This is a genomic window from Microbacterium telephonicum (assembly GCF_003651225.1).
Lineage (GTDB): Bacteria > Actinomycetota > Actinomycetes > Actinomycetales > Microbacteriaceae > Microbacterium > Microbacterium telephonicum.
The window spans coordinates 795,950-810,950 of record NZ_RCDB01000002.1 but is presented as its reverse complement, the minus strand read 5'-3'; the positions used below and the strand labels follow the sequence as shown (position 1 = coordinate 810,950).

Annotated in this window: 13 protein-coding genes; 11 read left to right on the top strand and 2 right to left on the bottom strand. The window is 69.4% G+C overall.

The window, feature by feature from the left end; genetic code table 11:
- Positions 1-6: 6 nt before the first annotated feature.
- On the bottom strand, positions 7-705 hold the full coding sequence (locus C7474_RS08810; protein ID WP_121059003.1) for a response regulator transcription factor: 699 nt from the start codon (positions 703-705) through the stop codon (positions 7-9).
- Positions 706-766: 61 nt separating this feature from the next.
- Between C7474_RS08810 and coaE the strand changes: the two genes are divergently transcribed.
- Together coaE and uvrB are read left to right on the top strand one after the other, a co-directional pair.
- Positions 767-1,372, top strand: coding sequence for a dephospho-CoA kinase (coaE, locus tag C7474_RS08805; RefSeq protein ID WP_121059001.1), 606 nt, complete (start codon positions 767-769; stop codon positions 1,370-1,372).
- A 44-nt stretch (positions 1,373-1,416) separates the two neighbouring features.
- Positions 1,417-3,498, top strand: coding sequence for an excinuclease ABC subunit UvrB (uvrB, locus tag C7474_RS08800; protein ID WP_121059000.1), 2,082 nt, complete (start codon positions 1,417-1,419; stop codon positions 3,496-3,498).
- 23 nt (positions 3,499-3,521) lie between these two features.
- Here uvrB and C7474_RS08795 read toward each other — a convergent pair whose 3' ends face one another.
- On the bottom strand, positions 3,522-3,755 hold the full coding sequence (locus C7474_RS08795) for a hypothetical protein (protein WP_199692403.1): 234 nt from the start codon (positions 3,753-3,755) through the stop codon (positions 3,522-3,524).
- A 47-nt stretch (positions 3,756-3,802) separates the two neighbouring features.
- Here C7474_RS08795 and C7474_RS08790 point away from each other — a divergent pair, with 47 nt between their 5' ends.
- The 9 genes from C7474_RS08790 to tpiA all read left to right on the top strand — a co-directional run bounded on the left by C7474_RS08790 (position 3,803) and on the right by tpiA (position 14,988).
- The gene (locus tag C7474_RS08790; protein ID WP_241965169.1) at positions 3,803-4,279 is read left to right on the top strand and encodes a MarR family winged helix-turn-helix transcriptional regulator; all 477 of its coding nucleotides are present in this window, start codon (positions 3,803-3,805) and stop codon (positions 4,277-4,279) included.
- Between the two features lie 43 nt (positions 4,280-4,322).
- Positions 4,323-7,220 carry an excinuclease ABC subunit UvrA gene (gene uvrA / locus C7474_RS08785; protein WP_121058996.1) on the top strand — a complete coding sequence of 966 codons (2,898 nt, stop codon included), beginning with the start codon at positions 4,323-4,325 and terminating at the stop codon, positions 7,218-7,220.
- Positions 7,221-7,224: 4 nt separating this feature from the next.
- Entirely contained in the window at positions 7,225-9,120 is a 1,896-nt protein-coding gene (gene uvrC, locus C7474_RS08780) for an excinuclease ABC subunit UvrC (RefSeq protein ID WP_121058994.1), read from the top strand.
- Between the two features lie 49 nt (positions 9,121-9,169).
- Positions 9,170-10,081, top strand: a complete 912-nt coding sequence (rapZ, locus tag C7474_RS08775; RefSeq protein ID WP_277870593.1) for an RNase adapter RapZ — start codon at positions 9,170-9,172, stop codon at positions 10,079-10,081.
- A gap of 38 nt (positions 10,082-10,119) precedes the next feature.
- A complete protein-coding gene (whiA, locus tag C7474_RS08770; RefSeq protein ID WP_121058992.1) occupies positions 10,120-11,097 on the top strand; it encodes a DNA-binding protein WhiA in 978 nt (325 codons plus the stop codon).
- Between the two features lie 131 nt (positions 11,098-11,228).
- A complete protein-coding gene (locus C7474_RS08765; protein WP_121058990.1) occupies positions 11,229-11,864 on the top strand; it encodes a superoxide dismutase in 636 nt (211 codons plus the stop codon).
- A 104-nt stretch (positions 11,865-11,968) separates the two neighbouring features.
- The gene (gap, locus tag C7474_RS08760) at positions 11,969-12,979 is read left to right on the top strand and encodes a type I glyceraldehyde-3-phosphate dehydrogenase (RefSeq protein ID WP_121058988.1); all 1,011 of its coding nucleotides are present in this window, start codon (positions 11,969-11,971) and stop codon (positions 12,977-12,979) included.
- 9 nt (positions 12,980-12,988) lie between these two features.
- Positions 12,989-14,206, top strand: a complete 1,218-nt coding sequence (locus tag C7474_RS08755; protein ID WP_121058986.1) for a phosphoglycerate kinase — start codon at positions 12,989-12,991, stop codon at positions 14,204-14,206.
- Positions 14,206-14,988: a triose-phosphate isomerase gene (tpiA, locus tag C7474_RS08750; RefSeq protein ID WP_199692402.1), complete on the top strand. Its 783-nt coding sequence runs from the start codon at positions 14,206-14,208 to the stop codon at positions 14,986-14,988. The genes C7474_RS08755 and tpiA overlap by 1 nt, the downstream gene beginning before the upstream one ends.
- Positions 14,989-15,001 lie beyond the last annotated feature (13 nt).

The following is a 15,001-nucleotide window of genomic DNA, read 5'->3' as shown; positions in this document are numbered from 1 at the left end:
CTCCGCTCAGCGTGGGACGAGACGATACGACGCGCCCAGCACCGACTCGATCGTCGCGGTCGACCCCGCCGCGTCGAGGCGGGCACGCAGACTGCCGACCGCCTTCTCCACGGCGAGCAGCTCGTCGGTGCCGGGCTCGCTCTCCCGTGAACGGTCGCCGCGCAGCAGCAGCGCGAGGTCGGTCTTGGGCACACGGCGTCCGGGGGCGCGCACGAGCGCGCGCAGCACAGCGGTCTCGGCGGGGTCCGGACGCACCGGCACCCCCGCGATGCGGGCGCCGTACGCATCCACCTCGACATCGGCGAACGCGACCGACGTCGACCCGGACGCCTCGACGGGCACCCTACCCTGCGCGGGGAGGGCGGTGACCCGGGCGCGCAGGTCGCGGGGACGGAAGGGCTTGCCGAGGTACTCGTCTCCGCCGGCGGCGCGGGCGCGCTCTGCGTCGCCCGGCTCGACGAAGGCGGAGATGAAGATGATGTAGGTGTCGCTGAACGCCCGGATGCGGCGCGCGACCTCGAGGCCGTCGATGCCGGGGATGTTCACGTCCAGCGTCGTCAACTGCGGCTCCACGCGGCGGATGAGCTCGACCGCCGACAGTCCGTCGGCGGCGGCGTGCACCTCGTACCCGCACGACTCGAGCACGGTGGTGATGAGCCCGCTGATGTCCGATTCGTCTTCGACGACGACGGCGGTGGGTGCCATGGGTCCTCCCCGAGGTGCGGGCGGCAAGCCTCCATGCTAACCGTCGTGGCACGATGGCCTCGTGTCCCTCATCGCGCTCACCGGCGGCATCGCGTCGGGTAAGTCCACCGTCGCGCAGCTGCTGGCGGCGCGCGGCGCCGTGATCGTCGACGCCGACGCCATCGTCCGGGACGTGCAGCAGCCGGGCACGCCCGTGCTCGCCGCGATCGTCGGCGCTTTCGGCGAGGACGTGCTGGGGGAGGACGGTGCGCTCGATCGCGCGGCGCTCGGCGCGAGAGTGTTCGGCGACCCGGAGGCGCTGCAGCGGCTCAACGCGATCGTGCATCCCAAGGTGCGGATCGAATCGCAGCGTCGTTTCGAGGCCGCGGCCGCGGCCGACCCGGATGCGGTCGTCGTCTACGACGTCCCGCTGCTGGTCGAGGCGCGCGTCGACGATCCGTGGGACCTCGTCGTCGTCGCCCACGCGCCCGCCTCCCAGCGCCGTGAGCGGCTGGTCGCGCTGCGGGGGATGGCGCCGGCGGACGCCGACGCCCGCATCGCGGCGCAGGTCTCCGACGAGCGACGGCTCGCCATCGCCGACGTCGTGATCGACACCACGGGGACCATGGGCGACACCGAGCGCCAGGTCGCCGAGTTGTGGGAGCGCCTGGCCGCGCGCACGGACTGAGTGGACGCCGCCCCGGTGTCGGTGGTCCCGCCTACGCTGGAAGGATGCAGACCACGCGATCCGTGCGGCCCTTCGAGGTCGTGAGCGAGTACGCCCCGAGTGGCGATCAGCCGCAGGCGATCGCCGACCTCGCGGCGCGCATCAACGCCGGCGAGACCGACGTCGTGCTGCTGGGCGCGACCGGAACCGGCAAGTCGGCCACGACGGCCTGGCTCATCGAGCAGGTGCAGCGGCCCACGCTCGTGCTCGCGCACAACAAGACCCTGGCCGCCCAGCTGGCCAACGAGTTCCGCGACCTCATGCCGCACAATGCGGTCGAGTACTTCGTCAGCTACTACGACTACTACCAGCCCGAGGCCTACGTGCCGCAGACCGACACCTTCATCGAGAAGGACTCCTCGGTCAACGCCGAGGTCGAGCGGCTGCGCCACTCCACGACCAACTCGCTGCTGAGTCGCCGCGACGTCGTCGTCGTCTCCACCGTCTCGTGCATCTACGGCCTCGGTTCGCCCGAGGAGTACCTGCGCGCGATGGTCGCACTGCAGGTGGGGGAGCGGTACGACCGCGACGCCCTGATCCGCAAGTTCATCGCGATGCAGTACAACCGCAACGACGTCGACTTCTCGCGCGGCAACTTCCGGGTACGCGGCGACACGATCGAGATCATCCCGGTCTATGAGGAGTACGCCATCCGGGTCGAGATGTTCGGCGACGAGATCGAGGGTCTCTACATGCTGCATCCGCTCACCGGAGACGTGGTGCAGAAGCTCGACAGCGTCCCGATCTTCCCGGCGACCCACTACGCCGCGGGCACAGAGACCGTGCAGCGCGCCATCGGCACGATCGAGCACGAACTGGGCGAGCGCCTGAAAGAGCTCGAAGGGCAGGGCAAGCTGCTCGAGGCGCAGCGGCTGCGGATGCGCACGACGTTCGACCTCGAGATGCTGCAGCAGCTCGGCTTCTGCTCCGGCATCGAGAACTACTCGCGCCACCTCGACGGTCGCGGGCCGGGAGAGCCGCCGCACACGCTGCTGGACTTCTTCCCCGACGACTTCCTCATGGTCATCGACGAGTCGCACGTGACGGTGCCGCAGATCGGAGCCATGTACGAGGGAGACGCTTCGCGCAAGCGCACCCTCGTCGACCACGGATTCCGCCTGCCCAGCGCGATGGACAACCGCCCGCTGCGCTTCGACGAGTTCAAGCAGCGCGTCGGCCAGACGGTGTATCTGTCGGCGACACCCGGTCGCTACGAGATGGGGATCGCCGACGGTGTGGTCGAGCAGATCATCCGCCCGACGGGCCTCGTCGACCCGCAGATCCTCGTCAAGCCCTCCAAGGGGCAGATCGACGACCTCCTCGAGGAGATCCGCGTCCGGGTCGAGCGCGACGAGCGCGTGCTCGTGACCACGCTGACCAAGAAGATGGCCGAGGAGCTCACCGACTTCCTCGGCGAGCACGGTGTGCGCGTGCGCTACCTCCACTCCGACGTCGACACGCTGCGGCGCGTCGAGCTGCTCACCGAACTGCGCAGCGGCGTGTACGACGTCCTCGTCGGCATCAACCTGCTGCGCGAGGGCCTCGACCTGCCGGAGGTGTCGCTCGTGGCGATCCTCGATGCCGACAAAGAGGGGTTCCTGCGCAGCGGAACGTCGCTCATCCAGACGATCGGGCGCGCGGCGCGCAACGTCTCCGGCGAAGTGCACATGTACGCCGACACGATGACCGATTCGATGGCGGCGGCGATCGAGGAGACCGACCGGCGCCGCGAGAAGCAGATCGCCTACAACCTCGCCAACGGCATCGACCCGCAGCCGCTGCGCAAGAAGATCGCCGACATCACCGACGTGCTCGCCCGTGAGGCGGCCGACACGCGTGATCTGCTCTCGGGCAAGGCCTCTGCCAAGAACAAGTCCGGAAAGGGCAAGAGCCCGACACCGCAGCTAAGGCGCGAAGGCATCGCGGCTGAGGGGGCGGCGCAGCTGGAGGCGACGATCGAAGACCTCTCCAACCAGATGCTCGCGGCCGCCGGAGAGCTGAAGTTCGAGCTCGCCGCACGGCTGCGCGACGAGGTACAAGACCTCAAGAAGGAGCTGCGGGCGATGGAGCGCGCCGGGCACGCATAGGCGGCGGCGATTCGTCCCGTTGCTCAGGCGGGGCAGTGCATGAGCGGCTTGGGGCCGGTGCGGTCGAACGTGTGCGCCGACATCGGCGCGCCGCAGAGCGGACAGGCGCGCTCGGTTCGCACCGGCTCCGGCTCCGAGTCGTACGGACCGACGGATGCCGGGCCCGCCGCGCGGATGAGGCGCGAATTGAGATAGGCGTACCAGCCGCCGGCATCCTGCACCCGCTGACGCAACGGCGATCGCTCTTTTCGTGCCATGAAGATTAGTGTACTAATCAAATCTGGTCGATGGGAGGATGGAGACCGTGGATCTGCGTGAGGTGCCCGGAGACGACCTGTTGAAGTTGGAGAACCAGCTCTGTTTCGCGCTGGTCACCGCCGCGCGCAACGTCGTCTCGATCTACCGGCCCGTGCTCGAGCCGCTCGGCCTCACCCACCCCCAGTACCTCGTGATGCTCGCGCTGTGGGAGGACTCACCGCGCGCTCTGGGGGAGCTCGCCGCCGAGCTCGCGATGGAGCCGGCGACGCTCTCGCCGCTCGTCAAGCGCCTGGAGGCGCAGGGTCTCGTGAGCCGCGCGCGCAGCGCCGCCGACGAGCGCGTGCTGCGGATCGGTCTCACCGAGGCCGGACGGGCGCTGCGCGCACGGGCGCTCGAGGTGCCCGTGCAGATCATGGCGCGCGTCGGTGTCGACGCCACCGCGCTCGTCGCGCTGCGTGACGCCCTGGCGCCGTTCGCCGGTCGGCGCGCGATGCCCACCGGGCCGTCCGAACCGGGAGAGTGAGCGCAGCGGAGCCGGTGTCGGAGGCCCGACCTAGACTTGTGCGGTGCCCATCGTCCCCGTTCCCACCGACTCCACGCTCAGCGTCCGCGGCGCCCGCGTGCACAACCTCAAAGACGTCGATCTCGACATCCCGCGCGACGCGCTCGTCGTGTTCACGGGCCTGTCCGGTTCGGGTAAATCGAGCCTCGCGTTCGACACGATCTTCGCCGAGGGGCAGCGCCGCTACGTCGAGTCGCTGAGCTCGTATGCGCGGCAGTTCCTCGGTCAGGTCGACCGTCCCGACGTCGACTTCATCGAGGGCCTCAGCCCCGCCGTCTCCATCGACCAGAAGTCGACCAACCGCAACCCGCGCTCGACCGTCGGCACGATCACCGAGATCCACGACTACATGCGTCTGCTGTGGGCACGCGTGGGCATCCCGCACTGCCCCGAGTGTGGCGAGCAGATCCAGCGTCAGACCGTGCAGCAGATCGCCGACCAGCTCATGGAGCTGCCCGATCGCACCCGCTACCAGATCGTCGCCCCCGTCGTCACGCAGAAGAAGGGCGAGTTCGTCGACCTCTTCAAGGAGCTCTCCGCCAAGGGGTACGCGCGCGCCGTCGTCGACGGCGACCTCGTGCAGCTCGCCGAGCCGCCGACGCTGAAGAAGAGCTACAAACACGACATCGCGGTCGTCGTCGACCGCCTCGTCGCCGCCCCCGGCATCCTCGGCCGCGTGACCGACTCCGTCGAGACGGCGCTGGGCCTGGCCGGCGGTGTCATGCAGGTCAACTTCGTCGACGAAGAGGGCGACGACGCGTGGCAGAGCTTCAGCGAGAAGCTCGCCTGCCCCAACGGCCACCCGCTGCAGCTGACCGAGATCGAGCCGCGCACGTTCTCGTTCAACGCGCCGTTCGGCGCGTGCCCGGCCTGTTCCGGACTGGGCACCCGGATGTCGGTCGACGTCGAGCTCATGCTCGGCGACGAAGACCTCTCGATCAACGAGGGCGTCATCCTGCCGTGGACCACGCAGGGCAAGGGACTGTTCCAGTACTACGAGCGGCTGCTCGTGGGTCTCGCCGACGACCTCGACTTCTCGCTCGACACCCCGTGGCGCAAGCTGCGCCAGGAGGTGAAGGATGCGGTCCTCCGCGGCGAGAACTACAAGGTCACGGTGCGGTGGAAGAACCGCTACGGACGCGAGATGCGCTACTCGTCGGGCTTCGAGGGTGTCATCCCCTACATCGAGCGGCAGTACACGCAGGCCGAGTCCGACACCCAGCGTCAGCGCTGGTCCGAGTATCTGCGCGAGGTGCCGTGCCCCGTGTGCGACGGGGCGCGCCTGAAGCCCGAGGTGCTCGCCGTGCAGGTGCACGGCCACTCGATCGCCGACGCGTCGCGCCTGAGCCTCGGCGACGCGCAGGCGTTCTTCGCCGACCTCGAGCTCACCGACCGCGAGGCGAAGATCGCCGCCGCCGTGCTGCGCGAGATCCGAGCGCGTCTCGACTTCCTCATCCAGGTCGGCCTCAACTACCTCAGCCTCAGCCGCTCCGCCGGCTCGCTCTCGGGAGGCGAGGCGCAGCGCATCCGCCTCGCGACGCAGATCGGCTCGGGGCTGACCGGCGTGCTGTACGTGCTGGACGAGCCGTCGATCGGCCTGCACCAGCGCGACAACCGCCGGCTCATCGAGACGCTCGTGCGTCTGAAGGGGCTCGGCAACACGCTGATCGTCGTCGAGCACGACGAGGAGACCATCCACGCCGCCGACTGGGTCGTCGACATCGGTCCGCGCGCCGGGGTCAACGGCGGCGAGGTCGTCCATTCCGGACCGCTCGCCTCACTCCTCGAGGACCCCCGCTCTCTCACCGGCGACTACCTCAGCGGTCGCCGCGCGATCGAGACGCCCACCAAGCGGCGCCGCATCGACAAGAAGCGTCAGGTGACCGTCGTCGGCGCCCGCGAGAACAACCTCAAGAACGTGACCGTCGACTTCCCGCTGGGCGTGCTCACGTCGGTCACCGGCGTCAGCGGCTCGGGCAAGTCGTCGCTCGTGAACGGCATCCTGTACGAAGTGCTCGCGACCCGCCTGAACGGGGCGCGTCGCGTCGCCGGCAAGCACACGCGCGTCACCGGACTCGACAACCTCGACAAGGTCGTGCACGTCGACCAGGCGCCGATCGGGCGCACGCCGCGCTCGAACCCCGCCACATACACGGGCGTGTTCGACCGCATCCGCACGCTGTTCAGCGAGACGCCCGAGGCGAAGGCGCGCGGCTACCAGCCCGGGCGCTTCTCGTTCAACGTCAAGGGCGGTCGCTGCGAGGCGTGCTCGGGCGACGGCACGATCAAGATCGAGATGAACTTCCTGCCCGACGTGTACGTCGACTGCGAGGTCTGCCACGGCAAGCGCTACAACCGCGACACGCTCGCCGTGCACTACAAGGGCAAGAACATCGCCGAGGTGCTCGAGATGCCGATCTCGGAGGCCGCGGAGTTCTTCGAGCCGATCCAGGCGATCCATCGCTACATGAAGACGCTCGTCGACGTCGGCCTCGGCTACGTGCGCCTCGGTCAGTCGGCGACGACCCTGTCGGGCGGCGAGGCGCAGCGCGTCAAGCTCGCCACCGAGCTGCAGCGTCGCTCGAACGGACGCAGCATCTACGTGCTCGACGAGCCGACGACGGGCCTGCACTTCGAAGACGTGGCGCGCCTGCTCGAGGTGCTGAACGGCCTCGTCGACAAGGGCAACACGGTGATCGTGATCGAGCACAACCTCGACGTGATCAAGTCCAGCGACTGGATCATCGACCTCGGACCCGAGGGCGGCGCCGGCGGTGGCGAGGTCATGGCCACGGGCACGCCGGAGCAGGTCGCGATGGTCGAGGGCAGCCACACCGGCGCGTTCCTCGCCGAGATCCTCGGCGGACCCGCTCTGGAGCAGCGCGCGCGCAAGGCCGGGTGAGGCGGTGGCCGACCAGCTGCCCTACAAGCCGAAGCAGGGCGAGATCCCGACGAACCCGGGCGTCTACCGGTTCCGCGACGCGGACGGCCGCGTGCTGTACGTCGGCAAGGCGAAGAACCTGCGGGCGCGCCTGTCGAACTACTTCGCGCCGCTGCACACGCTCCACGAGCGCACGCGCCGGATGGTGCTCACCGCCGCCTCCGTCGAATGGACCGTCGTCGCGACCGACGTCGACTCGCTGCAGCTCGAGTACACCTGGATCCAGGAGTTCTCGCCGCCGTTCAACGTGCGCTACAAGGACGACAAGTCCTATCCCTACATGGCGGTGACGCTCGCCGACGAGGCGCCGCGCGTCATCGTCACCCGCAACCGCCGCATCCCCGGTGCGAAGTACTTCGGCCCGTATCCGAAGGTGTGGGCGGTGCACGACACGATCGACCTGATGATCAAGGTCTTCCCGATCCGCACGTGCAGCGACGCCTCGTACAAGAAGGCGATGGCGACCGGGCGTCCCTGCTTCCCGGGACAGATCGGCCGGTGCGGTGGGCCGTGCTCGATGCGGGTCACCGTCGAGGAGCACCGCGCGATCGTCGACGACTTCGTCGCCTTCCTCTCCGGGGGCGACAAGCGCTTCACGCGGGAACTCACCGCGCGGATGCGGGAGTCCGCCGCCGCCATGGACTACGAATCGGCGGCCCTGTACCGCGACCGCCTGCAGGCGATCGACGCCGTCCTGAACCGCTCGGCGCTCGTGCTGAGCGAAGACACCGACGCCGACCTGTTCGGGATCGCCGAGGACGAGCTCTCCGCCGCCGTGCAGCACTTCGTCGTCCGCGGCGGTCGCGTGCGCGGCGTGCGCGCACTCACGATCGACAAGGAACTCGACATCTCCGGTGCTGACCTCGTCGACCAGGTGCTGCAGCGCACCTACGGGCAGGCACCGGCATCCGACATCCCGCGGCAGGTGCTCGTGCCGTCACTGCCCGACGACGCCGCCGAGCTGGAGGCCTGGCTGCAGGAGCGTCGCGGCAAGCGCGTCTCGCTGCAGCTCGCGCAGCGCGGATCGAAGGCCGAGCTGCTCAAGACGGCGACGATCAATGCGCAGCAGGCCCTCATCCTCCACAAGACGCGGCGCACGAGCGACTATACGGCGCGCACGCGGGCACTGAACGACCTGCAGGAGGCGCTCGGCCTCGACGAGGCGCCGCTGCGCATCGAGTGCTACGACGTGTCGCACCTGAGCGGCACCAACGTCGTCGCCTCGATGGTGGTCTTCGAAGATGGGTTGCCCCGCAAGGACCAGTACCGCTCGTTCGGCGTCGCCGAGACGACCGACGACACCGACTCGCTCTATCAGGTGCTCACCCGGCGCCTCGCCCGCGTCGACGAGCCCGAAGACGACGAACCCGTGCCCGACGCGACCGCCGACGGCGATGTCGTCACGACGCGCAAGCGGCCCCGATTCGCCTACCGTCCGCAGCTGCTCGTCGTCGACGGCGGCAGGCCGCAGGTCGAAGCCGCCGCCCGAGCCCTCGAGGATGCCGGCCACACCGAGATCGCGCTGTGCGGCATCGCCAAGCGGCTCGAAGAGGTGTGGCTGCCGGGGGAGGAGTACCCCGTCATCCTGCCGCGCACGTCCGAGGCGCTGTACCTGCTCCAGCGGCTGCGCGACGAGGCGCACCGGTTCGCGATCACGCACCAGCGCAAGCGCCGCAAGCGCGACATCACCTCGGTGCTGTCCGAAGTGCCGGGACTCGGCGAGACCCGCATCCGGGCCCTCCTGAAGCACTTCGGCTCGGTCGCCCGCCTCAAGCAGGCGACGCCGGCCGAGATCGCGGAGCTGCCCGGGATCGGCCCGACCCTCGCCGAGGGGATCCACCGGCACCTCGCCGCGCGCTGAGGCGATCGTCCTGGATAGGCTGGAACCCCGAGCCGAGAGGACAGCGAGCGTGGCAGAGCACGGGGACGACCCCCACCCGGAACCGCAGGACGACACGCAGGCGCCCGGCGAGGTGCTCATCGTGACCGGCATGTCCGGCGCCGGACGCACCACCGCCGCCAACGCGCTCGAGGACCTCGGTTGGTACGTCGTCGACAACCTGCCGCCGCAGATGCTGCGACCGCTGCTCGAGCTCTCCAGCGCGGCGGGCAGCGCCATGCCGAAGATCGCCGCCGTCGTGGACGTGCGCGGCCGCGACCTCTTCCGCGAGCTGCCCGCGATCACCCGCGCCCTGCGTGACGCCAGCCAGCTGCGGGTGCTGTTCCTCGACGCCTCCGACGATGCCCTGGTCCGGCGCTTCGAGGCGGTGCGCCGCCCGCACCCGCTGCAGGGCGACGGGACGATCCTCGACGGCATCCGTCGCGAGCGGGAGCGGGTCGCGATCATCCGCGAGGCCGCCGACGTCATCGTCGACACCAGCACCCTCAACATCCACCAGTTGTCCACCCGCATCGTCGACGTCTTCGCCGTCGACGGCGAGGCCCGGCACACGACGACCGTCATGAGCTTCGGCTTCAAGTACGGCATGCCGCCGGACGCCGACCTCGTCGCCGACATGCGCTTCCTGCCGAACCCGTTCTGGGTTCCCGAACTGCGCGCGCACACCGGCGAAGCCCCCGAAGTGCGCGACTACGTGCTGGCGCAGAACGGCGCGACGGAGTTCATCGACGCGTACGCCGCCGCGCTGCGACCGGTGCTGCTGGGCTACCAGAGCGAGAACAAGCGCCACTCCGTCATCGCGGTGGGCTGCACCGGAGGCAAGCACCGGTCGGTCGTGACGGCGCTCGAGCTCGCCACACGGCTGCGGGAGGTGCCCGGGGTCGCCGTCAACGTGAAGCATCGCGACCTCGGCCGCGAGTAGGCTGGGATCTTCCCCCTCCACCCGACAGAAGGATCGCTGTGTCGCTGACCGCCGACGTGAAGACGGAGCTGGCAGCCCTCCGCGACCCCCGCCCCTCGGCCCGGATCGCCGAGGTGACCGCGCTCCTGCGGTTCTCCGGCGGACTGCACTCCATCGCCGGCCGCGTCGCCGTCGAAGCCGAAGTGGAGACCGACGTCCTGGCCCGTCGCGTGGCGCGCGACCTCGTCGAGATCTACGGGGTTCGCCCTGAGATCGCGCACGTGCAGGCCTCCGGCGGCCGTGCCGGCGGGCACTACGCCGTCCGCGTGATCGACGGCGGCGAGACGCTCGCGCGGCAGACGGGTCTGCTCGACCAGCGTCGACGCCCCGTCCGCGGGCTCCCCAACAAGCTCACCACGGGCGCCCGGCATGACCTCGCCGCCATCTGGCGCGGCGCGTTCCTCGCCGCCGGCACCCTCAGCGACCCGGGTCGTTCCGCCGCGCTCGAGATCGCCTGCCCGTCCGGCGAAGCAGCGATGGCCCTCGTCGGGGCGGCACATCGCCTCGGCGTCGCCGCGAAGGCCCGCGAGGTGCGCGGTGCGCCCCGCGTGGTCGTACGCGACGGCGAGGCGATCCGCGCCGCGCTCGCGGAGATGGGCGCCGCCCGCACCGCCGGCGCCTGGGAGCAGCTGCGTCAGCGACGCGAAGTGCGCGCCGGCGTCAACCGGCTCGTGAACTTCGACGATGCAAACCTCCGCCGCTCCGCGCAGGCGGCCGTCGCCGCGTGTGCGCGCGTCGAGCGCGCCCTCGAGATCCTGGGCGACGAGGTGCCCCCGCACCTCAAGCAGGCGGGCGATCTGCGCCTCGCGCACCGCGACGCGAGCCTCGACGAGCTCGGGCACCACGCCGACCCGCCGCTGACCAAGGATGCCGTCGCCGGCCGCATCCGCCGACTGCTCGCGATGGCCGACAAGAAGGCCGCCGTGGACGGCATCCCCGACACCGAGTCGGCGGTCCCCGCGGGCCTCGAGGACTGAGCCGGCAGCGGCGGCAGCCCGATTCATCGACTCTTCACGTCATCCGGGAAGTCAACCCCTGGCGTGCGCGTTGCACGTCAATAGGATGAAAACGTCGTGCACGTGCGCGACGCCGAAAGGAAGAAGAGAACATGGCGAAGTACACGCTCCCGGAACTCCCGTACGACTACGCGGCCCTCGAGCCGTCGATCAGCGGCAAGATCATGGAGCTGCACCACTCGAAGCACCACCAGGCGTACGTGACGGGTGCGAACACCGCGCTCGAGCAGCTCGCCGAGGCGCGCGAGTCGGGCAACCTCGCGAACGTCAACAAGCTCGAGAAGGACTTGGCCTTCAACCTCGGCGGCCACGTCAACCACTCCATCTTCTGGACCAACCTGGCCCCGGCGGGCAACGGTGGCGGCGGTGAGCCCGAGGGCGAGCTCCGCGCGGCGATCGATGAGTTCTTCGGCGGGTTCGAGAAGTTCCAGGCGCACTTCACGGCCGCGGCGACCGGCATCCAGGGCTCGGGCTGGGCAGTGCTCAGCTGGGACCCGATCGGCGCGCAGCTGATCATCCAGCAGCTGTTCGACCAGCAGTCCAACACGGCTCAGGGCACGGTGCCGATCTTCCAGCTCGACATGTGGGAGCACGCGTTCTACCTGGACTACCTCAACGTGAAGGCGGACTACGTCAAGGCGGCCTGGAACATCGCCAACTGGCAGAACGTCGCTCAGCGCTTTGAAACGGCTCGTGAGAAGACCTCGGGGCTGCTGGTACTGTCATGATCGAGACGGCCGCCCGGTCTCGGGCGGCCACTCTGGACGCCGTTGTCCAAGTCTGAAACCGCAATAACCGCGCACTCGCGCACGACACACTCAGGAGAATTTCCGTGGCTGTCAAGATCGGAATCAACGGCTTCGGCCGCATCGGACGCAACTTCCTCCGCGCCGCCCTCGAACAGGGCGCGGACCTCGAGATCGTGGCGGTGAACGACCTCACCGACAACAAGACCCTCGCCCACCTCCTCAAGTACGACTCCGTGGGCGGCCGTCTCGACGCCGAGGTCTCGTACGACGCCGACTCGATCACGGTCGACGGCAAGGCCATCAAGGTCTTCGAAGAGCGCGACCCCGCCAACCTGCCCTGGGGCGACCTGGGCGTCGACATCGTCATCGAGTCGACCGGTCGGTTCACCAAGGCGGTCGATGCCAAGAAGCACATCGCCGGCGGCGCCAAGAAGGTCATCATCTCCGCGCCCGGCACCGACGTCGACGGCACGTTCGTCATGGGCGTCAACGACGGCGACTACGACTCGGAGACGATGCACGTCATCTCCAACGCGTCCTGCACGACGAACTGCCTCGCGCCCCTCGCCAAGGTCTTCAACGACAACTTCGGCATCGAGCGCGGCTTCATGATGACGGCGCACGCCTACACGGCCGACCAGAACCTGCAGGACGGTCCCCACAGCGACCTGCACCGCGCCCGCGCGGCCGCGCTGAACATCGTCCCCGCCTCGACCGGCGCCGCCAAGGCGATCGGCCTCGTGCTGCCCGAGCTCAACGGCAAGCTCTCGGGCTCGTCGTACCGCGTCCCGGTTCCCACCGGCTCGATCGTGGACCTCACGATCATCACGCCGACCGAGGGCCTCACCAAGGAGGTCATCAACGAGGCGTACAAGAAGGCTGCGGCCGAGGGTGAGCTCGTGGGCTACCTGAAGTACAACGAGGACGCCATCGTCTCGACCGACATCCAGCTCGACCCGCACTCGTCGGTCTTCGACGCGGGCCAGACCAACGTCTCGGGCAACCTCGTCAAGGTGTCGTCCTGGTACGACAACGAGTGGGGCTACTCGAACCGTCTCGTCGACCTCACCGAGCTCGTCGCCGAAAAGCTCTGAGGTAGACCCATGGCTTTGCGCACCCTCGATTCGCTGGGTTCGCTGGCCGGTAAGCGCGTCATCGTCCGTGTTGACTTCAATGTCCCTCTCAAAGAGGGCGTCATCACGGACGATGGTCGTGTCCGGGCAGCACTTCCGACCCTGAACCACCTCATCAACCAGGGCGCCCGCGTCATCGCGTGCTCCCACCTCGGCCGCCCCGACGGCGAGCCGAACCCGAAGTACAGCCTCGAGCCTGTCGCCCAGCGACTGTCCGAGCTGCTCGGCAAGCCGGTCGCGTTCGCGTCCGACACCGTCGGCACCTCCGCTCAGGAGGCCGCCGCAGCGCTCGAGGACGGCGAGGTCGCGGTCATCGAGAACCTCCGCTTCAACGCGGGCGAGACGGCCAAGGACGCGGGGGAGCGCCGCGCGTTCGCGGAGCAGCTCGCCGCGCTCGGCGACGCGCTCGTCTCCGACGGGTTCGGTGTCGTGCACCGCAAGCAGGCGTCGGTGTACGAACTGGCCGAGATCCTGCCGTCCGCCGCCGGCTTCCTCATCGAGAAAGAGGTCGACGTCCTCGACCGCCTCACCGAGAACCCGGAGCGGCCCTACGCCGTCGTCCTCGGCGGCTCGAAGGTCAGCGACAAGCTGGGCGTCATCGAGCACCTCCTTCCGCGCGCCGACAAGATCCTCGTCGGCGGCGGGATGCTGTTCACCTTCCTCGCCGCACAGGGCCACAAGGTCGGCAAGAGCCTGCTCGAGGCCGACCAGATCGACACGGTCAAGGGCTACATCGCGACGGCCGCCGAGCGCGGCGTCGAGCTCGTGCTCCCCGTCGACGCGGTCATGGCCTCCGGGTTCGCCGCCGACGCCGACCACGTCGTCGCAGCCGCCGACGCGCTGGAGGACACCGCCTTCGGCGCCGACGGCATGGGCCTGGACATCGGGCCCGAGACGGCGAAGATCTTCGCCGCCGCGATCCGCGACTCGAAGACCGTGTTCTGGAACGGCCCCATGGGCGTGTTCGAGATGCCGGCGTTCGCGGCGGGTACGAAGGCCGTCGCGCAGGCGCTCACCGAGGTCGACGGTCTGTCGGTCGTCGGCGGCGGCGACTCCGCTGCGGCCGTGCGTCAGCTCGGCTTCGCAGACGACCGGTTCGGGCACATCTCCACCGGTGGTGGCGCGAGCCTGGAGTTCCTGGAGGGCAAGAAGCTGCCCGGTCTCGAGATCCTGGGATGGGAGAACTGATGGCGCGCACACCGCTCATCGCCGGCAACTGGAAGATGAACCTCGACCACCTGCAGGCGGTCGCGTTCGTCCAGAAGCTGCACTGGACGCTGAAGGACGCCGGTCACGAGGACGGCTCCGTCGAGGTCGCGGTCTTCCCGCCGTTCACCGACATCCGCACCGTGCAGACTCTCATCGACGCCGACAAGATCCCGTTCGCCCTGGGCGCGCAGGACCTGTCGACGAAGGATGCCGGCGCGTACACGGGGGAGATCTCCGGCGCGTTCTTGAAGAAGCTCGACTGCGGCTACGTCATCATCGGCCACTCGGAGCGTCGCGACTACCACGGTGAGACCGACGAGATCGTCGCCGCCAAGGTGCAGGCCGCGCTGAAGCACGGGCTCGTCCCCGTCATCTGCGTGGGCGAGACGCTCGAGCAGCGCGAAGAGTCCGGTCCGACCGCGGTCTCGGTCGCGCAGCTCACCGTCGCGCTGGAGGGCGTGCCCGCCGACGCCGAGTTCGTCGTCGCGTACGAGCCGGTCTGGGCGATCGGCACCGGACAGGTCGCTTCGCCCGAGCAGGCGCAGGAGGTCTGCGCCGCGCTGCGCGCCGTCATCGCCGACACGCTCGGTGCCGACGCCGCCGAGCGCACCCGCGTGCTCTACGGCGGATCGGTGAAGTCCGGCAACATCGCGAGCTTCATGCGCGAGCCCGACGTCGACGGTGCACTCGTCGGCGGCGCGAGCCTCGTCGCCGAGGAGTTCGCGGCGATCATCCGCTACCAGAAGCACGTCGGCGTCTGACGCACGTGTGATG

Excerpts from the sequence above, each read along its gene's own strand:
- C7474_RS08810 (WP_121059003.1), bottom strand. The coding sequence starts at position 705 with ATGGCACCCACCGCCGTCGTCGTCGAAGACGAATCGGACATCAGCGGG.
- uvrB (WP_121059000.1), top strand. The coding sequence starts at position 1,417 with ATGCAGACCACGCGATCCGTGCGGCCCTTCGAGGTCGTGAGCGAGTAC.
- C7474_RS08795 (WP_199692403.1), bottom strand. The coding sequence starts at position 3,755 with ATGGCACGAAAAGAGCGATCGCCGTTGCGTCAGCGGGTGCAGGATGCC.
- C7474_RS08765 (WP_121058990.1), top strand. The coding sequence starts at position 11,229 with ATGGCGAAGTACACGCTCCCGGAACTCCCGTACGACTACGCGGCCCTC.
- C7474_RS08755 (WP_121058986.1), top strand. The coding sequence starts at position 12,989 with ATGGCTTTGCGCACCCTCGATTCGCTGGGTTCGCTGGCCGGTAAGCGC.
- tpiA (WP_199692402.1), top strand. The coding sequence starts at position 14,206 with ATGGCGCGCACACCGCTCATCGCCGGCAACTGGAAGATGAACCTCGAC.